13 protein-coding genes are annotated in these 21974 nt (G+C 72.4%); 2 read left to right on the top strand and 11 right to left on the bottom strand.

Features of this window, described 5'->3' with window-relative positions:
* Window positions 1–93: 93 nt before the first annotated feature.
* A complete protein-coding gene (locus tag ABZ135_RS11945) occupies window positions 94–2208 on the bottom strand; it encodes a SpoIIE family protein phosphatase (protein ID WP_356694476.1) in 2115 nt (704 codons plus the stop codon).
* Window positions 2209–2345: 137 nt separating this feature from the next.
* Between ABZ135_RS11945 and aspS the strand changes: the two genes are divergently transcribed.
* A complete protein-coding gene (gene aspS / locus ABZ135_RS11940) occupies window positions 2346–4166 on the top strand; it encodes an aspartate--tRNA ligase (RefSeq protein WP_356694474.1) in 1821 nt (606 codons plus the stop codon).
* 69 nt (window positions 4167–4235) lie between these two features.
* Here the strand turns inward: aspS and ABZ135_RS11935 are convergent, their stop codons facing one another.
* The 7 genes from ABZ135_RS11935 to ABZ135_RS11905 form a co-directional block, all read right to left on the bottom strand.
* Window positions 4236–4367 (bottom strand): hypothetical protein, encoded by a 132-nt coding sequence (locus tag ABZ135_RS11935; protein ID WP_356694472.1) that lies wholly within the window; start codon window positions 4365–4367, stop codon window positions 4236–4238.
* Window positions 4368–4455: 88 nt separating this feature from the next.
* The gene (locus ABZ135_RS11930; RefSeq protein ID WP_356694470.1) at window positions 4456–4935 is read right to left on the bottom strand and encodes a hypothetical protein; all 480 of its coding nucleotides are present in this window, start codon (window positions 4933–4935) and stop codon (window positions 4456–4458) included.
* On the bottom strand, window positions 4913–9487 hold the full coding sequence (locus ABZ135_RS11925; RefSeq protein WP_356694468.1) for a putative T7SS-secreted protein: 4575 nt from the start codon (window positions 9485–9487) through the stop codon (window positions 4913–4915). The genes ABZ135_RS11930 and ABZ135_RS11925 overlap by 23 nt, the downstream gene beginning before the upstream one ends.
* Before the next feature lie 3 nt (window positions 9488–9490).
* Window positions 9491–10096, bottom strand: coding sequence for a hypothetical protein (locus tag ABZ135_RS11920; protein ID WP_356694466.1), 606 nt, complete (start codon window positions 10094–10096; stop codon window positions 9491–9493).
* Window positions 10093–10500, bottom strand: coding sequence for an SseB family protein (locus ABZ135_RS11915; RefSeq protein ID WP_356694464.1), 408 nt, complete (start codon window positions 10498–10500; stop codon window positions 10093–10095). The genes ABZ135_RS11920 and ABZ135_RS11915 overlap by 4 nt, the downstream gene beginning before the upstream one ends.
* Before the next feature lie 170 nt (window positions 10501–10670).
* Complete coding sequence (gene metG, locus ABZ135_RS11910; protein WP_356694462.1) at window positions 10671–12278, bottom strand: methionine--tRNA ligase; 1608 nt, start codon at window positions 12276–12278, stop codon at window positions 10671–10673.
* Between the two features lie 110 nt (window positions 12279–12388).
* Window positions 12389–14560, bottom strand: a complete 2172-nt coding sequence (locus ABZ135_RS11905; RefSeq protein ID WP_356694460.1) for a VWA domain-containing protein — start codon at window positions 14558–14560, stop codon at window positions 12389–12391.
* 213 nt (window positions 14561–14773) lie between these two features.
* Here ABZ135_RS11905 and ABZ135_RS11900 point away from each other — a divergent pair, with 213 nt between their 5' ends.
* Window positions 14774–16837, top strand: coding sequence for a PhoX family protein (locus tag ABZ135_RS11900; RefSeq protein WP_356694768.1), 2064 nt, complete (start codon window positions 14774–14776; stop codon window positions 16835–16837).
* A gap of 31 nt (window positions 16838–16868) precedes the next feature.
* On the opposite strand, the gene ABZ135_RS11895 is transcribed toward ABZ135_RS11900, so the two are convergent.
* From ABZ135_RS11895 to ABZ135_RS11885, 3 genes are all read right to left on the bottom strand, one after another.
* Window positions 16869–17948, bottom strand: coding sequence for a hypothetical protein (locus ABZ135_RS11895; RefSeq protein ID WP_356694458.1), 1080 nt, complete (start codon window positions 17946–17948; stop codon window positions 16869–16871).
* A gap of 125 nt (window positions 17949–18073) precedes the next feature.
* Window positions 18074–19549 carry an APC family permease gene (locus tag ABZ135_RS11890; protein ID WP_356694456.1) on the bottom strand — a complete coding sequence of 492 codons (1476 nt, stop codon included), beginning with the start codon at window positions 19547–19549 and terminating at the stop codon, window positions 18074–18076.
* Between the two features lie 245 nt (window positions 19550–19794).
* Window positions 19795–21828 (bottom strand): FUSC family protein, encoded by a 2034-nt coding sequence (locus ABZ135_RS11885; protein ID WP_356694454.1) that lies wholly within the window; start codon window positions 21826–21828, stop codon window positions 19795–19797.
* Window positions 21829–21974 lie beyond the last annotated feature (146 nt).

Raw genomic sequence — 21974 nt, 5'->3', positions numbered from 1 at the left:
GCCCCGGCTCGTGCCCGCGCGCGGCAGGGCGCTGCGTGCGGCACCCCGAAGGCCGAGCGGCTCAGCAGGGCCGGGCGACCCGGCAGGGCGGCGCTACGTGCCGCACCCCTGCCCCGACGGCGGCTCGTGCAGTTCGAACCAGATCGCCTTGCCCTCGCCGCGCGGGTCCACGCCCCACGCGTGCGCCAGCATCTCCATGAGGATCAGCCCGCGCCCGCTGGACGCCATCTCGCCCGGGTGCCGCCGGTGCGGCAGGTCGTCGCTGGTGTCGGCCACCTCGACGCGCAGCCGGCGCGCGTCCTCCAGGCAGACCACCTCGGCCACGAGCAGGGCGTCGCCGTCCGTGTGGACCAGGACGTTGGTGACCATCTCGGAGACCATCAGGACCGCGGAGTCGACCTGGTCGTCGTCCTTCCAGTCGTGCAGGAGCTGGCGGACCTGTTCGCGGGCGGCGGCGATGCGTTCCGGCTCGGCCTGGGCGACGGTCATCATCGTGCGGCGCGGGGCCTCGCGTACGGCGCTGCCCTGGCGGGAGAGCAGCACGACGGCGATGTCGTCCTCGCGGCGGTCGGCGAGCGGGCCCGTGGTGTGGTGCGAGCCGGGTCCGTGGACGGCCTCCACGAGCCGGTCGGCGAGCGCCTCCAGGTCCTCGCCGTCGTCGGCCTCCAGGAGCTTCCTGACCCGTTCCCAGCCGCTGTCGAGGTCGTGGCCGCCGGTCTCCAGGAGTCCGTCGGTGCAGATCATCAGGGTCTCGCCGGGTTCGAGGGTGAGCCGGGTGGTGGGGTAGTCGCTGTCCGGGTCGATGCCGAGGGGCAGCCCGCCGGCCGTGGGCCGCAGGAGAACCGTTCCGTCGGTCATCCGGACCGCCGGATCGGGATGCCCGGCCCGGGCGATCTCCACCGTGCCCGTGCCCAGGTCGACCTCCAGGTAGAGGCAGGTCGCGAACCGGGGCCCGCCCCCGTCCTCCTCGGCGCCGGCGCCCATGTCGGCACCGTCGTTGACCCCGTGGAGGAAGCGGGAGGCGCGCGAGAGCACCGCGTCCGGGCCGTGCCCCTCGGAGGCGTACGCCCGCAGCGCGATCCGCAACTGCCCCATCAGCCCGGCCGCCCGCACGTCGTGGCCCTGCACGTCGCCGATGACCAGGGCGATCCGGCCGGCGCCCGCCCCGCCGGGCAGCCGGATCATGTCGTACCAGTCGCCGCCCACCTGGAGACCGCCGCCCGTGGGGACGTAGCGCGCGGCCACCCGGATGCCCGGGATGCCGGGGCCGAGCACCGGCATCATCGTCCGCTGGAGGCCGAGCGACAGCTCCCGCTCCGACTCGGCGACCCCGGCGCGGGCGAGGGCCTGCGCCAGCATCCGGGCGACCGTCGTCAGGACGGAGCGCTCGTCGGGCGTGAACGCCACCGGATGCTTGAACGCCGCCATCCACGCGCCCATCGTCCGGCCGGCCACGACCAGCGGCACGAAGGCCCAGGAGCGGCGGCCGAAGCGCTGGGCCAGCGGCCAGGTCATCGGGAAGCGGCGCGCGTACTCCTCGGGCGTCGGCAGGTAGAGCGCCCGCCCGGTCCGCACCACCTCGGCGGCCGGATAGTCGGTGTCCAGGGTCATCGACGTGAAGGGGCCCTCGTCGCCGTCGCCGTGCCCGTGGTGGCCGATGACGGTGAGCCGGTCGCCCGACATGCCGAAGACGGCGAGCCCGTCCGGCGAGAAGCCGGGCATCGACAGCGACGCCGCGACCCGCAGCACCTCCGCCGTCGACCGGGCCTCGGCGAGCGCCCGGCCCGCGTCGAGGAGGAATGCCTCGCGGGAGCGGCGCCAGTCACCCGTGACGGGGGTGCGGGCGGCGGTGCCGGGCTGCGGCTCGGCGACCTCCTGGAGGGTGCCGACGAGCTGGTAGTCGTCTCCCTCGATCAGCGGCTTCGACCTGCTCCGTACGGTACGGAGCACCCGGCCCTGCCCGTCCATGATCCGCAGCCGGGCCTCGGCGAGGGTGCCCTCGGCGACGGCGAGGTTGACCACGCCGTCGATCTCGTTCCAGTCGACCGGATGAAAGCGGGACCGCACCGCCGCCTCGGTGAGCCGCACGGGTTCGGCGGGCAGCCCGAGGAGCCGGGCCGCCTCGGCGTCGAGGGTGACGATCCCGGACGCGTTGTCCCAGCGCCACAGGCCGGTCGCGATCGCGGCCAGGACGTCCTCGGTGCGCATTGCCCTACTTTATGAATATCGGACAGCAGGTCGCCACCGAGAGTATTCGAATCGCGATCTTGGGTGGCCCGGTAGGCTTGGAAACCCTTGACTCCGTCAAGAGTTTTCCCCTGATCCCGAAGACTGGATGAACGACGATGCATCGGTACAGGTCCCACACCTGCGGCGAGCTCCGCGCCTCTGACGTCGGCACCGACGTCCGGCTGAGCGGCTGGCTGCACAATCGGCGCGACCTGGGCGGCATCCTCTTCATCGATCTGCGCGACCACTACGGCATCACCCAGCTCGTCGCCCGCCCCGGCACCCCGGCGGCCGAGGTCCTCGACAAGCTGACCAAGGAGACCGTCGTCCGCGTCGACGGCAAGGTCGTCTCCCGTGGCGCCGAGAACGTCAACCCCGACCTCGCCACCGGCGAGATCGAGATCGAGGCCGCCGAGGTCGAGGTGCTCGGCGCGGCCCAGCAGATCCCCTTCACCATCAACACCGACGACGGCGTGAACGAGGAGCGGCGGCTCGAGTACCGCTTCCTCGACCTGCGCCGCGAGCGCATGCACCGCAACATCATGCTGCGCTCGGCCGTCATCGCCGCGATCCGCCAGAAGATGGTGGCCCTCGGCTTCAACGAGATGGCGACCCCGATCCTCACCGCGACCTCCCCCGAGGGCGCCCGTGACTTCGTCGTCCCGTCCCGCCTGAACCCGGGCAAGTTCTACGCGCTGCCGCAGGCCCCGCAGCAGTTCAAGCAGCTCCTGATGATCTCGGGCTTCGACCGCTACTTCCAGATCGCGCCCTGCTTCCGTGACGAGGACGCCCGCGCCGACCGCTCGCCGGGTGAGTTCTACCAGCTCGACGTCGAGATGAGCTTCGTCGAGCAGGAGGACGTCTTCCAGCCGATCGAGAAACTGATGACGGAGCTGTTCGAGGAGTTCGGCGGCGGCCGCCCGGTCACCTCCCCCTTCCCGCGGATCCCGTTCCGCGAGGCCATGCTCAAGTACGGCTCCGACAAGCCCGACCTGCGCGCCAAGCTGGAGCTCGTCGACGTCACCGACGTCTTCGAGGGCTCCGAGTTCAAGGCGTTCGCCGGCAAGCACGTGCGCGCCCTGGCGGTGCCGGACACGGGCGACCAGCCGCGCAAGTTCTTCGACTCCATGGGCGACTTCGCGGTCGAGCAGGGCGCGAAGGGCCTGGCGTGGGTGCGCGTCGGCGAGGAGAACGCGCTGACCGGCCCCATCGCCAAGTTCCTCACCGAGGACAACGTCAAGGCCCTCGTCGAGCGCCTCGGCCTGAAGCCCGGCCACGCCATTTTCTTCGGCGCGGGTGACTTCGACGAGGTCTCCAAGATCATGGGCGCCGTCCGCGTCGAGGCCGCCAAGCGCGCCGGCCACTTCGAGGAGGGCGTGTTCCGCTTCTGCTGGATCGTCGACTTCCCGATGTACGAGAAGGACGAGGAAACCGGCAAGATCGACTTCTCCCACAACCCGTTCTCCATGCCGCAGGGCGGCATGAAGGACCTGGAGGAGAAGGACCCGCTGGACATCCTGGCCTGGCAGTACGACATCGTCTGCAACGGCGTGGAGCTGTCCTCCGGCGCGATCCGGAACCACGAGCCCGAGATCATGCTGCGGGCCTTCGAGATCGCGGGCTACGACCGCGACACCGTGGAGCAGGAGTTCGCGGGCATGCTCCGCGCCTTCCGCTTCGGCGCCCCCCCGCACGGCGGCATCGCCCCGGGCGTCGACCGCATCGTCATGCTCCTCGCCGACGAGCCCAACATCCGCGAGACCATCGCCTTCCCGCTCAACGGCAACGCCCAGGACCTGATGATGGGCGCGCCGACGGAGCTGGACGAGTCCCGCCTGAAGGAGCTCCACATCGCCCTGCGCAAGCCGGCCGAGACCAAGGTCGTCGAGGGCACCCGCCCGGTGACGGAAGCGGTCCACCCGGACGCGGCGCGGTAATCAGCCCACGCATGTGAGGAGGGCCCGGAGCCGTATCCCGTACGGTTCCGGGCCCTTCGCCGTGCTGCTTCACCCGACGGACGCGTAGGCGGAGATCCGCGCGAGGTACGCGATCTCCGCGACCGCCCGCAGCCGCACCCCGTCCGACCGCACGTCCAGCTCCACCCCGGCGCCGACCCGGCCGAGGAGGACGTCGACCACGCAGCCGTCATTGTGGCCACGCTCGGTCCGCTTCCTCGACAGCCGCAGTCATCAAGGGGGCTGTTCTGAATGCATTACGGGAAGGAGCTCACACGCCGGGAACGTAGGCCCTGACGAGGTCTAGTCCGTCGTACTCGGCGAAATCCGTGAAGCGGAGCTTCGGGTGACCGTCTTGGAGGTCTGCACCGCAGAAGTATCGCGGGCCCGGGGCGCCCGAATAGAGGAGATCCAGATCGGGGAGGGCGTCGCGCGCGCTGCACACAATGCCGGGTTCGTGCGCGGCGTACATGAGGAAGACGTACTGGTGCCGCCCTACGGGCGTCGTCCGAAATTGCTCCCAGAAGGTCTCCGAAGCAGCGTCATCCGAGAGCTCGATCCGCGTGTGGGGCACGCTCGACCACCTGATGTGGCTGGTCGTCCAGGGGAATGTGCTGAGGAGGTGATTGAACTCCCCGGACCGTTCTGCGTCGAGGACCCAATGTTTGTGGGCAGCTAGCCATTCGATGATGTGCTCTGCTCTTGTGTGCATGCGGTTCGCCTGATCCTCATGTGTGCGGGTAATGTTCAAGGATGGCAAGGTAATCGTCCTCGGTTCCTCCGTCGATTGTATTCGCTCCAGTCCTCCATAGATCACTCCTTTTCCTTCCGATCCGTACCCACCAGTTGATGTGAAATCCCTTCTCAGGCTTTTCTTCATCAAAATCGATTCGCCACCCGCGCGTTCCGTCCGGGCTTTGCATACCGGTCACTCTTCCGGCGTGAGGGCCGATTTCCTGTACGAAGGGCACTTGGTCATCTCCGAGGCCAGCCATCTCCTTGGCGTGCCGACGTGCGTCCGTGTAGGTGTCGAAGACCTGGTGGATTTCGCGGGACTTCTTCCCTCCCTTGTCTCCCTTCTTCGGGCACTCATCGGGTGACAACCCCAGCGGGTCCGCCCACGTATGCGGGTTGTCCACATACGTCGCCGGGTTCGGGGCCGGGGTCAGGCCCAGGGGGTCTTGGCTCACATACCGTGCCGACGCCGGGTCGTAGTAGCGGAAGTAGTTGTAGTGGAGGCCGGACTCCGGGTCGAAGTACTGGCCCGGGAAGCGGAGCGGGGTGTAGGCCGTGGCGGTGCGGGTCCAGGACGTGGTGCCCCAGAGGGTGGTGCGGGCGCGCCAGGCCAGGTCGCCGGACTCGTCGACGAGTTCGGTCGGGGTGCCGATCAGGTCGGTGACGATGGCGAAGAAGCGGGACTCGTCGGTGTCGCGGCGGCGTTCCGTCTGGGCGAGGGGGCGCAGGCCGTCGTGGTCCCAGGTGAGGGTGAGGGTCTCGGTGGACTGCTCGCACAGGGTGGTGCCGTCCCAGGTGAAGTGGACGGTCTCCGTCTCCGAGTGCTTGGTGATGCGGCGGCCCAGGGGGTCGTACACGTACCGCCACTCCGTGCCGTCGGGAGTGGTGACCGACGTCAGGCGGTCTTCCGCGTCCCAGGTGTAGCGCCAGGTGTCCGGCTTCTTCGACAGGCGGGGCTTCTGCCGGAGCGTGACCCGGCCCTGTGCGTCGTGCTCGTAGCGGATCGAGCCCGCCCGGGTGATGCGGGTGCCGGTGTACGCGCGGGGGCCCGTCGCGTCCGGGTCGCGGGGCCAGTCGGCCGACGTCTGGTTGCCGGCCTCGTCGTAGGCGTACCGCTCCGTCCAGCGGTCGGCGTGCACGGCGGTCACCCGGCCGGCCGCGTCCAGGTCGAAGCGGCGCGGGCCGGCGAGCTGGTCGTCGATGCCGATCAGGTTCCCGTCGGCGCGGTAGTGGTACGCCCGGTGCTGCAGCCGGCGGCCCCGGCTCGCGACCTCGTGCGCGGTCAGCCGGCCCGCCTCGTCGAAGGCCGACGTCAGCGTGGTGAAGTCGCCGACGGCACGGGCGATTTCGCGGCCCACCGCATCGTGCGCGAACGACAGCGTCCTGCCGGACGTGGTGAGCTCGGTGCGGCGGCCGGCCGCGTCGTACGACCACGCGCTGACCGCGCCGCCCGGTGTCGTGCGACCCGTCCGGCGCCCCACGGAGTCGTGGGTGAAGGCGACGGTGCGGCCGTTGACGGTCTCCGAGAGGAGCCGACCGTACCGGTCGCGCAGCCGGGTGAGCGTCGCGTCCGGGCTCACCGCGACCGCCAGCTCGTCGAAGACGTCGTACTCGTACGTGGTGACCGTGCCGTCCGCGTCCTTGCGGACGACCTGACCGAGCTCGTTCCGCTCGAAGGCCACCCGCTGCCCGAGCGCGTTCGTACGGGCCACCAGACGGCCCGCCCCGTCGTACGCGTAGGTGAGGGTCCGCGCGTCGAAATCCGTTTCCGTGGCCGGACGGCCCGCGGGGTCGTAGGTGTAGTCCCAGGTCAGGCCCTGGGGATTGGTGACCCGGACCAGTTGCAGTGCGGCGTCGTGGGTGAAGGAGTAGCGCGTCCCGTCCGGGTCGGTGCGGGAGGCGAGGACGTCGAAGTCGCCGTACGTGTAGACCGTGGTGCCGCCCATGCGGTCGGTGTGGGTCAGACAGTTGCCCTCGCCGTCGTACGTCCAGGACTCGACCGCCCCGTCCGGGTGGGTCCGGCGGGTGAGGCGGCCCTCGGGCGTCCACTCCAGTCGGGTCTGCGCCCCCATCGCGTCCGTGATCCGGACCGTACGGCCGAAGGCGTCGCGTGCGTACGTCGTCGTCGCACCCAGCGGGTCCGTCACCTCGACCGGCAGGCCACGCTCGTCCGTGCGGACGCGGGTGACGGCGCCCAGGGGGTCCGTGACGGAGGTGAGACGCCCACGGTCGTCGTACGAGAACACGGTGCGCCCGCCCGAGGGAGACGTCACCGACGTCCGGTTGCCCCGCTCGTCGTACGTCTGGCGGATCGTCGTGCCGTCCGCCCGCCGCACCCGGACCGGAAGCCCGAGACCGTCGTACTCCGCCGACGTGGTCCGCCCGTCGGGGCGGGTGACGGAGGTGAGCCGGCCCTCCTCGTCATAGGCGAAGACGGTGGTGTGCCCCAGCGGGTCCGTCCGGGAGAGCAGCCTGCCCCGGGCGTCGTGCGTGAAGCGGGTGACCCCGCCGTCGGGTCCCGTCTCGGCGGTCACCCTGCCGCGGTGGTCCACCTCGAAGCGGGTGGTGCGGCCGAGAGCGTCCGTGAAGGTCGTCTCGCCGTCGCCCCAGGTGAAGCGGCCGGCCAGGACTCCGTCGCGACCGGACTGGAAGACGCAGCGGTCGCGCTCGTCGTAGACGTAGTCGTAGCGGTGGCCGTTGCTGTCCGTCCACGACGTCATCCGGCCCTGCTCGTCGTAGCCGAAGCACAGCGGCCGGCCCGCGGAGTCGGCCACGGAGGTCAGATGGCCGTCGGTGTAGCCGTAGCGGCGGACCTCCTGCTCGCCCAGGTGCAGGGCCGTGACCCGGCCCCCGGCCGTGGTCAGACGGAGCCGGTACCCGCCGTGGTGCACGACCTCCGTGGGTGCGCCCTCCGCGTCGTACCCGAAGGTGATCCAGTTGCCGTTGCGGTCGTCGATCTGGACGAGGACGGCCTCGTCCCCTTCGGCGGTGGTGGCGAAACGGCGGACGACGCCCGTCTCCGGGTCGGTCACCGTGTACGTGTCGCCGGTGGGGCTCCGGTCGAGTGCCCAGCGGCGGATGCCGTGCGTCGGCAGCACCGGGACGCCGGGCGCCGGATGCGGGTAGGCGAGGATGCTGCCGTCCTCGCACAGCTCCACCACACCCTGGGCGTCGATCTCCAGGCGCTGGTCGAGCGTGCTCGCCCACGCGGGTCCGAACCAGCGGCCCGCGCGGAAGGAGGACTCGAAGTAGCGGGTGAGGACCAGCGGCAGTGCGCCGGGCAGGGCGAGGTCCGTCTGGGGGAGGGTGACCCGGCCGGTGGCCATGTCGACGGGGTCGTTGCACTCCGGCCTCTCGTTCCCCTGGCGCGAGGTGGGCTCCGGCGCCTCCGACTGCTGGGCGCGGGCCGTCCCCTTGCCTCCGCCGGACGAAGGTCCGTCGACGTCCCTCAGCCGGGTGAGGCTCTTCAGACCCCCCGCGCCCTTCGCGCCGACGAGTTCCGGTATCAGGCGGCCCACGAACTCGCTCGGGTCACCCTTCGCCGTCTCCCAGGCGTTCTTCAGGGCCCGGTCCGGGTGGGCGGCGGTGGACGCGAGACCGGCCAGCGTCATGGTGGCGTTCTGGTAGAACTCGGCCGGGTGCGTCACGTTGTACGGGTCCAGCGGGTTGGTCGCCCGGAGGTAGTTCGAGAGGCCGACGACGCCCTTCGTGACGCCGCCCGCGACATGGAGCAGCTCCGTGCTCATGCCCAGGGCGTGGTCCGCGACGTCCATGCCGAGGCGGTCCGCCGCGGACGGCTCCGCCGGGGCGTGGGCCAGGGCGGAGGCCAGGGCGGAGGCCAGGGCCGACTTCGCCCGCTCCGCGGCTTCGTCGCGCTGGCGTCGTGCGTCGGCGAGCAGGTCGCGGGCGCGAGCACGGTGGGCTTCGCCCGGGTCGGTGTAGGGGGCGGGTTCCGGCAGCGGACGGTCGCTGTGGAAGGCGGCCCGGTAGGCGTCGTACTTCTTCTCGTACGCGGCGGCGGCCGCCCGAGTCGCGTCGTCACCGTCCCTGTGGAGCTCGATCGCCTCGCGCGCCTTGCTCTGGGCCCAGGTCACCGTGTGCGCGTACGCCTCCAGCGCACCGGCCGCGGCGCCGAAGGCGTCCGCCGCGCGCAGCCAGTCGGGCGGCAGGGCCCGGAACTCCTCTTGGAAGGCCCGCGCCGCCTCGCCCTTCCAGCGGTCGGAGTCCAGCCCCTTGAGGCCCTTGCCGACGCTGTCGAAGGCGGACTGGAAGTCACGGAGGTTCGTCACCGTGGCGGTGATGTCCCCGGGCTTGCCGTGGATCAGCTCGTCCGGGTCGTCGGTCTGCCCGAGTTCGGCCTCGCTCACTCCCGCCCCGAGGTACGACGCGGCGCCGTCACCCCAGTCCTCGACCTTGTCCGCCCAGCCCTCGGCGCCCACGCGTTCCAGGCCGTCACCGGCCATGTCCGTCGCCGCGTCGACGCCCTCGCCGATCTTGCGCTTGCCCCAGTCGATGCCGTCGCCGACGGCATCGGCACCCTTGTCGAACAGCCCTCCCCAGTCCGGCATCGGTCAGCGATCCCCCCGGTTCGGTTCCTGTGCCCGGCCGTCCGCTTCCTCCGCGGGTGCCGGTTGCTCGCGCATGCGCGCCTCCACCCGCGGGCCGAGGATCCCGTCCCGGACGTCGTACGCGGTGTCGCGCCAGGTCTGCTCGACGTTGCCCTGCGCCTGGGAGAAGGACTCCGGGCTCCAGTCGGCGCCGTCGAACGGGGACTGCCGCTCGAGCTCGTCCCAGCTCTTCTTCTTGACCTCGTCCTCGGAGAGATGAGGGTTGCCGTTGCCCGCGTTCATGACGATCTTGAACGTGTCCTCGACGTACCGCTCCTGCTCGCCGAAGGCTCCGGCGGACAGCCCCAGCGCCGCCGTGAACCCGTTCGCCTTCTGCATGAGGTCCCGCACTCCCCAGCCCCACCGCTCGCAGAACGTCTGCAGTTGTTCGGCCAGCCCCTGATGTCCGAGCTGCACGCCGCTCAGGGCGAGCCTCGAGAAGCCGCGGCCGGTGACGGCCACCTGGCCGATCGACAGGCCCTTCAGTTCCCCGTGCGCCTTGTCGATCCCCTTCGCGATCTGTGCCAGCGCGTCGTCGGACGCCTGGAGATCCGGATCGTCACCGCTCATCGCTCACTCCCCCCGAGATCCACGACCGCCGCGTCGGGCACGATCCCCTCGACCGGCGGGAACAACGCCCCGTCCGCACTGCCCGCGTCCAGGGCCACGCCCGCCGGCGTTCCCAGCGCCGCCAGCTTCGGTACGAGGACGTCGAGCAGCCGGGCACCGAGGACGGTGTGGTAGGTCCACTCGCGGCCGGGCTCGGCCTGTGCGTGTGCGAAGCGTGCGAGGGTCTCCTCGTTCGAGAACGCGCAGATCCAGCGCACGCCGCCGTGCTCGGCCGACCAGAGGGCTCCGTGCGGATCCTCGGGCACCAGCACTGCTGTGCGCCGGAACTCTCCGAGCAGCACAGCGAAGTCGTGCCGGGCTTCCGCTGCCGTCCGTTCCGACGTCGTCGTCTCTTCTGTCCGCACGCGCGTCCCCGTCCCCCCGCTCGCCCACGGATGTGTGAGCTCACGATGCTGACAGGGCGGCGTTTCCGGTCGCAACGGAGGAACGGTTGTCTGTCAGGTCGCCGGGGACGGCGAAGGCCGCCGTCCCCGGTGGGGGCGGCGGCCTTCGGTTGTCGGTGGGACCGAGGGGGTCAGTCCTTCTTCGGGTCCTCCAGACGCGGGAAGAGCACCGCGCCCTTCGTGACCGTCGCGCCGGCCGGGAGCCGGCCCCAGGTGGCGGCGGACTGGACGGGCTGGGTGGCGAGGGCGCCCAGGGCGGCCTCGGCACCCAGGGAGTCCCAGAGCTTCTGGGAGGTCTCCGGCATGACCGGGTTCAGCAGGACCGCGACCGCGCGGAGGGACTCGGCGGCCGTGTAGAGGATGGTCGCCAGGCGGGCCCGGCCCTCCTCCGACTCGTCCTTCGCGACCTTCCAGGGCTCCTGCTCCGTGATGTAGCCGTTGACCTGCTTCACGAAGTCGAAGATCGCCAGGATGCCGGCCTGGAAGTCGAGCTCCTCGCCGATCTTCCGGTCGGCGACCGCGACGGCCTTCGCCAGGCCCTCCTGGATCGCCTTCTCCGCGTCGCCGTCGGCCGCCGACGCCGGCAGCGCGCCGCCGAAGTACTTGCCGACCATCGCCGCCACCCGCGAGGCGAGGTTGCCGTAGTCGTTGGCCAGCTCGGAGGTGTAGCGGGCGGAGAAGTCCTCCCACGAGAAGGAGCCGTCCTGGCCGAACGCGATCGCCCGCAGGAAGTACCAGCGGTACGCGTCCACGCCGAAGTGCGAGGTCAGGTCCTGCGGCTTGATGCCGGTCAGGTTCGACTTCGACATCTTCTCGCCGCCGACCATCAGCCAGCCGTTCGCCGCGACCCGGCCCGGGACCGGCAGGCCCTGCGCCATCAGCATCGCCGGCCAGATCACCGCGTGGAAGCGGAGGATGTCCTTGCCGATGAGGTGGACGTTCGCCGGGAAGGTCTCCTCGAACTTCTCCGGGTTCTCGTTGTAGCCGACCGCCGTCGCGTAGTTCAGGAGCGCGTCGATCCACACGTAGATGACGTGCTTGTCGTCCCACGGCACCGGGACGCCCCAGTCGAAGGTCGAGCGGGAGATCGACAGGTCGTCCAGGCCCTGCTTGACGAAGTTCACGACCTCGTTGCGGGCCGACTCCGGCTGGATGAAGCCCGGGTTCGCCTCGTAGAACTCCAGCAGCTTCGGGCCGTACGCGGACAGCTTGAAGAAGTAGTTCTCCTCCTTGAGGATCTCCACCGGCTTCTTGTGGACGGGGCACAGCTTCGTGCCGTCCTCGGCCTCGATGAGATCGCCGGGGAGCTTGTACTCCTCGCAGCCCACGCAGTACGGGCCCTCGTAGCCGCCCTTGTAGATCTCGCCCTTGTCGTACAGGTCCTGCACGAACTCCTGGACGCGGTCGGTGTGACGCTTCTGGGTGGTGCGGATGAAGTCGTCGTTCGCGATGTTCAGGTGCTCCCAGAGGGGCTTCCACGCCTCCTCGACGAGCTTGTCGCACCACTCCTGCGGGGTGACCCCGTTCGCCTCCGCGGTGCGCATGATCTTCTGACCGTGCTCGTCCGTGCCGGTGAGGTACCACACCTTCTCGCCCCGCTGGCGGTGCCAGCGGGTGAGCACGTCGCCTGCGACGGTCGTGTAGGCGTGGCCCAGGTGAGGAGCGTCGTTGACGTAGTAGATGGGGGTCGAGACGTAGAACGCCTTCGTTCCCTGCTTCTCTGATCCAGTGGCCGCCATGGTGCGAATTTTAACGGCCGGGAGGAGCGCTCCTCACACGGTTAAAAGCCGGGGCCCCGGCGGTCAGCCCGCCGGGGCCCGGTGCGGTGCGGTGCGTGCGGTGCGTGCGGTCAGAGGGACCAGTCGGCGAGCAGGCCCCGGTAGAACGCGGCGTGCGGGGTCTCGACCGGGGCCGGGCCGGCGAAGTGGACACCCGTACGGGGAGTGGCGAGCTTACGGAGGTAGTCGAACGCCTTGGTGTCCTCCTCGCCCCACACCGTGAACCGCCAGTGCGTCGCGTACGGGCGGTCCGCCGCGTCCGTCAGCGCCTGCGTCGCGGCCGTCTTCGACTCCGGCGCGCCGTCCGTCTGGAACACGACGAGGGCGGGCCGGGTCGGGTCCGCCGACTTCTCGTGCAGGGCGAGGACCTCCTCGACCGCGCACTGGTAGTTCGTGCGGCCCATCCGGCCGAGGCCCGCGTTGATCGTCTCGACGCGGTCGGGCGTGGTGGTGGCGGGACGGAGCTCGGCGGTGCCGTCGATCTCCGTTGAGAAGAAGACGGCGGTGACGGCGGCGTCCTCCGACAGGTGCGCGGCGAGCGCCACGGTCTGCTCGGCGAGCCGCTGCACGGAACCGTCCTTGAAGTACGACCGCATCGACCCCGACCGGTCCACCACGAGATACACGGCCGCACGGGCCCCCGTGAGCCCCTGCTTCTTGAGCACCGCGCCGGCGGCCTTGTAGGCGTCGACGAGGTGGGGTGCGTCCGCCTTCAGGCGGGGGAGGGTGAGGGCGGGGCCGGCGGAGTCGCCCGGCCCGGCAGACGCGGACGCGGACGCGGCCAGGGCGGGCTCCGGCTGCGCAGCGGTGTCATCCGCGTGCGCGTCCGCGTCTGCCGTAGTGGTGTCCTCCGAGGCGTCGGCGTCGGCGGCGGTCTCGGAGCGCGGCTTCCCCGCCGGGGACGCGTCCGCATGCGCCTCGGCCTCGGCCTCGCCGCTCTGGGCGGCGGCCGGCTCGGTGGCCTCCGGCTCCGGGGTGTCCGCTTCGGCGGCCACGGCAGCGGGCTCGTCGGCGGATGCCGCCAGGGCGGGCTCCGGCTGGGTGACGTCGTCGGGCTCGCCCGTCGCGGCCGGGGCGGGCTGGGCAGCGGTGTCGTCGGCGGCGGTGGCCGCGTCCGCGTCCGCCTTCGCCGGGGCGGCCGACTCAGCCGTCGGCTCCGCCGGGGTGGTGTCCTCCGACGTGTCAGCGTCGGCCTGCGGCTCTGCCGGGGGCGTGTCCTCGGACGCGTCGGCGTCGTCTCCCTCTGCGGTCTCGGAGCGTGGCTCCTTCGCCGAGGAGGCGTCCGCACGCGCGTCGGCCTCGGCGCTCTGGGCGGCCGACGGCTCGGGCGCGTCGTCTGCGGCTTCCGCGTCAGCGGCGACGGCCGACGACTCCTCGACCGTGCCGTCGGACTCCTCCAGGGCGGCGGGAGCGGGCTTCGCTTCGGCGGCGCTTTCCGCCTCCGGCGCGTCGGCGGCGCGGGTCGAGGTCTCGTCGGCGTCCGCCGCCTCGGCCTCCGCAGCGGTGTCGGCGGTGACCGTCTCCGCGGCCTCTGCCTCGGTCTCCGAAGTCGCTTCGACTTCGGCGTCCGCCTTGGCGTCGGTGGCGGGCTCGGCCTCCGCAGCCGCAGCCGCCTCCGCAGCCGCCTCCGCCTCCGCCTCCGCCTCGGCGTCCGCCGTGCCATCGGCGGCGGGCTCGGCCTTCGCCTCAGCCTTGGTCTCGGCCGCCGCGGCCGCCTCCGCCTCGGCGTCCGCCGTGCCATCGGCGGCGGGCTCGGCCTGCGCCTCCGTCGCACCAGCCTCGTCCTGGGCCTTGACCTCGGCCCCGACCTCAGCGTCAGCTCCGGCGTCTGCCGCGCCGTCGGCGACGGGCTCGCCCTTCGCCTCAGCCTCGGCGTCCGCCGTGCCGCCAGCGGCGGGCTCGGCCTTCCCGTCAGCCTCACCCTCAGCCGTCGCCCCCCGCTCAGCCGCCGACGACGCCCTGCGGGCCGGTGGGATCTTCGGGTTGTCGAAGGCCGCCGCGACCAGGTCGGCCGCCGCGCGTTCGGCCGCCGACGCGGCGGGGTCGGAGGGGGACTCCGGGGAGGAGGTTCCCGCCGGGCGTTCCGTCGCTGCCGCCGCGCCCGCCGAGACCGTCTCGCTCGTCGTCGATTCCGGCGCCGGGGCGTCGGCCTGGGGCGGGACGGAGGTTGCCGGGACGTCCGGTTCGGCGATGTTCGCGCGGTCGCGGCCGAATACCTTGCGCAGCAAACTCCGAATACCCATGGGCGAACCCCTTCGCATGAGTTGGGTGCGTATGCGTCCTTCATCCCTGGCCAGGGCGGACACGTAAGGTTAGCGGCCACCCTCCCCCGGCCCTACGACCCGGGCGCCCCCGGACGCCGTGCATTCATCGTGCGTTCACTCCATCGCCGCCACCGTGCAGATGAGCGCACATAACGTCGCCGCCGGACGAAAGCCGAAGCCATGGAGGACGAAGTGCGCAAACTGCTGCCGATGCTGAGCAACCACTCACACGGAGGCGGCCGTTCCGCCATGACCTGCCGGTTCCGGTGCGGGGACGCCTGCTTCCAGGAGGTGCCCAACACCAGTGACAACGCGTACGTCGGCGACGTCATAGCCGGGGCGCTCTCGCGCCGTTCCGTGATGCGGGCCGCCGCCGTCGTGACCGTCGCCTCCGCCGCCGGCGGGGCCGCCGTGCTCGGCAGCGCGCCCGCCGCCGAGGCGCACCCCGGCCACCCCGGCCACCCCGCGCACAAGCCCACCGGCGCCCGCGGCCTGCGCTTCGAGGCCGTCGCGCCCAACACCGCCGACCAGGTCACCGTCCCCTCCGGCTACGTCCAGAACGTCGTCATCCGCTGGGGCGAGCCCATCCTGCGCGGCGCGCCGGCCTTCGACCCGGAGAACCAGACCGCCCGCGCCCAGGCCGGGCAGTTCGGCTACAACAACGACTTCCTCTCGCTCCTCCCGCTGCGCGGCGAGCCGCACCGTCAGGTGCTCGTGGCCAACCACGAGTACACCGACGAGGTCCTGATGTTCCGCGGTTACGACGCGGAGAACCCGACCCGCGAGCAGGTCGAGATCGCCTGGGCCGCGCACGGCCTGTCGGTCGTCGTGGTCCAGGAGGAGCACCGCACCGGCCGCCTGACGCCCGTCACCCGGCACCACCTCAACCGGCGCCTGCACACCACCAGCGCGTTCGAGCTGACCGGCCCGGCCGCCGGCGGCGCGCTCGTGAGGACCTCGGCCGACCCGGCCGGACGCACCGTCCTCGGCACCCTCAACAACTGCGCGGGCGGCACCACCCCGTGGGGCACCACCCTCCACGGCGAGGAGAACTTCAACCAGTACTTCGCCAACGGGTCGAGCGCGACCGACAAGCGGTACGGCGTCGGCACCGGCGCCTCCGAGCGCAAGTGGGAGCGGTTCGACAAGCGCTTCGACCTGAAGCAGGAGCCCAACGAGGTCCACCGCTTCGGCTGGGTCGTCGAGCTCGACCCGTACGACCCCGACTCCACCCCCAGGAAGCGCACCGCCCTCGGCCGCTTCAAGCACGAGGCCGCGCAGCCGCGCCTGACCGCCGACGGCCGTCCCGTCGTCTACATGGGCGACGACGAGCGCTTCGACTACTTCTACAAGTTCGTCTCTTCGAAGCGGATGATGAAGGGCTCCTCCCGCAAGGCCCGGGAGCACAACCTCACCCTGCTCGACGAGGGCACCCTCTACGTCGCCAGGCTGACGGGGGACAGCCCCCAGGACATCGACGGCACCGGCAAGCTCCCGAACGACGGCGAGTTCGACGGCAGCGGCACCTGGATCCCGCTCGCCACCGCCGGCCCCGACGGGGCCGTCTCGCACGTGCCAGGCATGACCGCCGAGGAGGTGTTCGTCTTCACCCGGATCGCCGGTGACAAGGTCGGCGCCACCAAGATGGACCGCCCCGAGGACGTCGAGCCGTCCCCGCGCACCGGTCGCGTCTACGTGGCTCTCACCAACAACTCCAACCGCGGCAAGGGCACCAACCCGGGCGCCGACGAGGCCAACCCGCGTAACCTCAACAAGCACGGCCAGGTCCTGGAGCTCGCCGAGCACTGGGACGACCCGGCGAGCGACGGCTTCGCCTGGCGGCTCTTCCTCGTCGCCGGCGACCCGAACGACCCGGCCACCTACTTCGCGGGCTTCCCCAAGGAGAACGTCAGCCCCATCTCCTGCCCGGACAACGTGGCCTTCGACCCGCACGGCAACCTGTGGATCTCCACCGACGGCAACCAGCTCGGCTCGCACGACGGCCTGTTCGGCGTGGCCACCCGCGGTGAGCGGCGCGGTGAGCTGAAGCAGTTCCTGACGGTGCCGAGGGGCGCCGAGACCTGCGGCCCGATCATCCAGGACCGCCGTGTGGTCGTCGCCGTGCAGCACCCGGGCGAGATCGACGGCGCCTCCGTCGAGAAGCCGGCCTCCACCTGGCCCGACGGGCCGGGGAAGATCGTCCGCCCGGCCGTCGTCGCCGTCTGGCGCGCCGACGGCCGCGACATCGGCGTCTGACCCGCCCGCGCGGGGTCTTCGGGGGCGGGCCTCAGCCCGCCCCCGGGCCCGTCCCGGGGCCCGCCGCCCCCGCGTCCGAACCCGCCCCCGAACCCGCCCCCGTACCCGCCCCCGCACCTGCACCCAGTCCCTCGCTGAACCGCGTGAACTGCTCCTCCGGCGCGCCCGTGTACACCCACGGCACCCACGCCGCCCGGTCCCCGAGCAGCCCGAGGACATCCCGCGCCACCCCGGCCTCGCCGGCGTGACAGGCGGCGTGCGCCAGGTAGTTCAGCTCGGCCACCTCCTCCGGGCGCACCGGCGCACCCGGCTCCCGGCCGCCGATCCAGCGGGCGTGGGTGCGGCGCAGCTCGGTCACCGCGAGCTCGTGCTTCCAGTGCTGGTCGAAGCCGCGCACCGGGCCCCGGCCCAGGGCCCCGTCCGCGATGTAGCGGTACTCCTCGACCCGCGCGATCTGCACCAGGATCGGCAGCGGCGAGCCGGGCGGCGCCACGCCCGCCGCGTCCCGCGCGAAGTCGTACATCGCGCCGTGCGTGCCGTGCCACCGGGCCGACCAGTAGCGCAGGACCTGCGTGTGGCCCTCGGTGTTGTACGGGTCGCGGCGCCGCAGCTCGTCGAACCAGTGGCGCAACTGGCGGCGCGGCACCCCGCCCTCGTACAGCCGGGCGACCGACAGCAGCGACACCCACGGCATCGGGTCGGCGGGCGCGGCCGCCGCCGCGGCGAGACAGGCGTCGACGGAGGCGTCGATCCTGCCCCGGTCGAGCGCGGCGCCCCGGCCGGCCGCGATGGCCGCGTCGAAGACCCGTACCACCTCGGTCGCCGCCCGCAGCACCGCCATGTCCGGGTTCCCCGGCTCGGCCGCCCGCCACGCCTCGACGGTGGAGCTGCCGGCGGCGGCGTGCGAGAGCAGCCGCAGCCGGTGGGTACGGCGTGGCCAGTCCTCACCGGTCGCCTTCAGCAGGTCCCGTACGCCCTGCCAGCGGCCGATGACCATGTCGTGCCGGGCCTCGGTGAGGGCCCGGTCGCCGAAGTCCGGGTCGAAGTCCGGCGTGAACCGGCCCTGTCGGTTCGAGCGGGCGGAGCGGGACGGGCGGCGCAGCGCGGCCATCCGGGTACCTCCCTCAGGTGCGGTGGTGACCGTCAGAAGCGGGTGTCAGCGGGTGTCAGCGGGTGTCGGCGGGTGTCGGCGGGTTAAGCGGCCGGGGGCACCGCGCACGACGCGTAGGGGTGGGGTCAGAAGTCGGTCGCGAGCGACTCGTCGACCCGTCGCGCGCGCGGCGAGTCGGGCGAGGCGAAGGTCTCGGCGGCGGCCAGCACCCGGGCCGCGTCGAGCCGGGCCGGGCGGTAGTAGGCGCTGCCCTTGCGCCAGTACACGAGCATCGGGACGACTCCGGCGGCCAGACCGCCAAGACCGATCACGAGCGAGGCCGTGGTGAGCTCGCCGAGGGACTCGACGAACGCCCACAGCATGAACGCCGAGCCGAGCAGCGGCCACACGCCGCCCAGGACGAAGTCCCGTACGGAGGTCAGCAGCAGCCCCTTGTACGCGACGACGGCGGCGATCCCCGCGAGGGCGTAGTAGAACGCGATCTGCAGCCCGATGGCGTTCACCGCGTCGCCGAGGATCTGCTCGACGGAGCCGGCGGCGGCAGCGGCCGCGAACATCACGAGCGCGGCGGCGCCGACGACCACGATCGCCACCCAGGGGGTGTTCCAGCGGCGGTGGACGGTGCCGAGCGCCGCCGGCAGCGCGCGGTCGCGGCCCATCGCGAAGAGGGAGCGGGTGACCTGGATGAGGGTGGTCTCCAGGGTGGCGACCGTCGACAGGAGCACCGCCAGGATCAGCAGCTTGCCGCCGACGCCCGGCCAGATCTCGTGCCCGAGCACGGCGAGCACGTTCGCGCCGCCCCGCTCGATCTGCTCGGCGGTCAGCAGCACGTTGACGGCGACGGTGAACGCCTCGAAGAGGAGGAAGACCACGCCGATGCCGACGAGGGCGGCGAGACCGGCGGTGCGGCGGCTGTCCCGGGTCTCCTCGCTGAGGTTGCTGGTGACGTCCCAGCCCCAGTAGTAGAAGGCGGCGATCAGCGCGCCGGACGCGAAGCCGGAGGCGCCGCCGAAGTGGCCGAGGCCGAACCACGACCAGTCGAAGGCGGTGGCGTGTCCGCGGTGCAGCAGCGCCGCCAGCACGAAGACGACCAGGATCAGCATCTCCACGCCGGTCATGAGGAGTTGGGCCCGGACGGTGAGGCGCGCGCCGCCGAGGACGACGCACAGCATCATCAGGAACCAGCCGGCGCCGACCGCGCAGGACAGCGCGGTGTTCTCGGCGAGGGCCGGGTCGAAGAGGGAGAGCGTGAGGGAGCCGGCGGGCAGCGAGCCCGCGACCATGAAGACGGTGGCGGCGAAGACCAGGGCCCAGCCGGAGAGGAAGCCGAGGAACGGGTGGAGGGTGCGGCCCACCCAGGAGTAGCCGGCGCCCGCGTTGACGTCGATCCGGCCGAGGCGGGCGTAGGCGAGGACGATGCCGAGCATGGGTATCGCGCAGTACAGCAGCGCCGCGGGCCCGGCGAGTCCGACCGCGCCGAAGAGGACGGCGGTGGTGGCGGCGAGCGAGTACGCGGGAGCGCTGCCCGCCACGGCCATCACGATGGTGTCGAAGGTGCCGAGGGCATTGGGCTGGAGACCTCTGCCGGGGGTGGTGCGCATGGCGGTGTCCTCGGGGCGCGGGAGGGGTGGGGGCGAGGTGGGGAGGAGGGGGGAGGAGGGGGGAGGGGAGGGACGGCGCAGGGTGAAGTGACCGTGCCACCAGGTCGCTCGGGGCGGGGGGAGGGGCGTGGATCACGGTGAATTCGAGCGCATCGTAGTCGTACGCGTGGGATCCGGTAACGGCGGTGGGAGGGTTGGATTCCGCAACCGCCGGTAAGGGCTTCGGTACGCCCCTTTGGCGAGGTTTACGGCTCCGACGCGCGGTCCCGGTCCCGCTGCCGGTCGCGGTCCCGCTCCCGTTCTCGCTCCCGGTCGCGGTCGGGGGTCGCGATGGCGCGTGCCGCCCGTACCTCCTGGCGCAGGGCGGCCAGCACGCCGTTCTCGTCGCCGCCGAGGTCCGCCCGCACCTCCACCAGGACGTCGCTGGAGCGCAGTCCCTCGGCGAGTTCCCGCAACTGCCCCTCCACGGCGGCGACCTCGGCCGGGTCGGGGGCCGGGGCGCCGTGGTCGACGCGGATCCGGGCGGCGGTCGTCGCGTCCACGATCCGCTCGACGGCGATGGCCAGCGGCCACCAGGCGGCGGCCAGGTCGCCGGCGGGCGGCGGCTCGGTCAGGGCGCGCTGGAACTCCGACCGTACGGTGGACATGTCCCGGTACAGCTTGCGGCGGGCCCGGTGCCGGGCGCCCGCGTCACCGCCGCCCGCGTCACCGCCGTCCGCCTCCGGGGCGAAGGCCAGGCGGACGTACGCGGCGGTGTCCGCGACCGCGTCGGCGAGCCGGTCCGCGACCCGGGTGTGCCAGGACTCCGGCCACAGCAGGTATCCGGCGATCAGCGCGATGCCGCAGCCGATGAGCGAGTCGTACAGGCGCGGCAGCACCAGGTGGAAGCCCTGGTGGTTGAGCAGGTCGGACAGGAGCAGGATCACCGGCGTGATGGCGGCGGTCTGGAAGGCGTACCCCTTCGCCGAGAACGCCGGGATCAGCGCGGCCAACGCCAGCATCACCGGCACGTCCCACCAGCCCCGGGGCACCGCGGCGAGGACGGGCGCGGCCACGAGGAGTCCGGCGGCGGTGCCGAACGCGCGCAGCACCGCCCGCGAGAACACCGAGCCGAAGTCCGGCTTCAGGACGAACGTGACGGTGAGCGCGATCCAGTACGAGCGGGGCACGGCGATCAGCGACACCAGGGCCTGCGAGAGGCCGATGCACAGGGCGAGCCGCAGGCCGTAGCGCCAGGAGGCCCCGGACAGCAGCACGTTGCGGGCGGTGCGGCGCATCCGTACGCGCAGGGCGGCGGGCCGGCCGAGCCGGTCGTCGACGTTGTACGGGAGCGGCTCGGCCTTGTGGACGACGGTCGCCGCGTACCGCAGGGCCTCGTCGACGGCCTTCTCCGAGGGGCGGTGGGCCTCGGGCAGGCTCAGCTCGGGGGTGCCGGTGCGGCCCTCCTCGACCGCGTCGGCGAGGGCGCGTACGGCGGCGGGGATCTCCGGCGGCAGCGGCCGGTGGAAGCGGCGGGCCGCGAAGTGGGCGGCGGGCGCGGCCTCCAGGAGCGGGATCAGCACGTTCAGTTGGGCGAGCAGCCGCACGAGGGTCGGTGCGCGGCCGTGCTGGCGGGCGCGGCGGGCGAGCACGAGGTCGTACGCCTGGTTGAGCGAGGCGGTGACCGCCTGCCGCCTGTCGTCGTACGCGTCGCTGCCGGCGGCCTCGAAGAGCTCGGCGAGCGCCCGGTACGTGCCGGCGACCGCGGCGCGCTCCGGCCGGCCGCCGCGCAGGGGCCAGCCGAGCAGGGTGAGGACGAGGACGACGACCCCGCCGAGGGTGAGCAGGAGCGGGGCCTTCCACCACGGGTCGGGCATCGGCAGGCCGGCGCCGACGACGGCGTTGAGGAGGAGCAGCAGGCCGGAGACGGAGGCGACGGCGCCGATCGAGGAGATCATCCCCGAGACGAGCGCGATGAGGGTGAGCGCGGCGACGGCGGGCCAGCCCTGGCCGAAGACGAGGGTGCCGAGGGTGACGCCGAGGGCGCCGAAGAGCTGGGGCACGGCGATGTTGAAGATCCGCATGCGGTACGCGTCGGCGGTGTCGCCGATGACGCCGGAGAGGGCGCCCATCGACACGAGCGCGCCGTACGCCGGCTGCCCGGCGGCCAGCCCGACGGCGAGCGGCGCGGCGAGCGCGATGGCGGCGCGGGCGACGGCGGGCCAGGGGATGGGGGTGGGCTGGGGGCGGAGACCGGCGGTGAGCCAGGCGGGCGGTGACAACCGTACGGCGTTTCCCATGCGCCCACGGTAGGCCGAACCGGTCTCTCCGCCCGAGGGGCGCCGCCCCCGCGCCCGTGTGGGCAATCGTCCCGCTGGGGCGGGACGGGTGGGCACACGGGACGGCGCCCATGCGGGCGCGTTCCGCACCTGCACCTGCCCGCACC

The organism is Streptomyces sp. NPDC006339 (assembly GCF_040612775.1).
Taxonomy (GTDB): domain Bacteria; phylum Actinomycetota; class Actinomycetes; order Streptomycetales; family Streptomycetaceae; genus Streptomyces.
The sequence above is the reverse complement of the archived record's forward strand: the minus strand, read 5'-3'. Positions and strand labels throughout refer to the sequence as shown.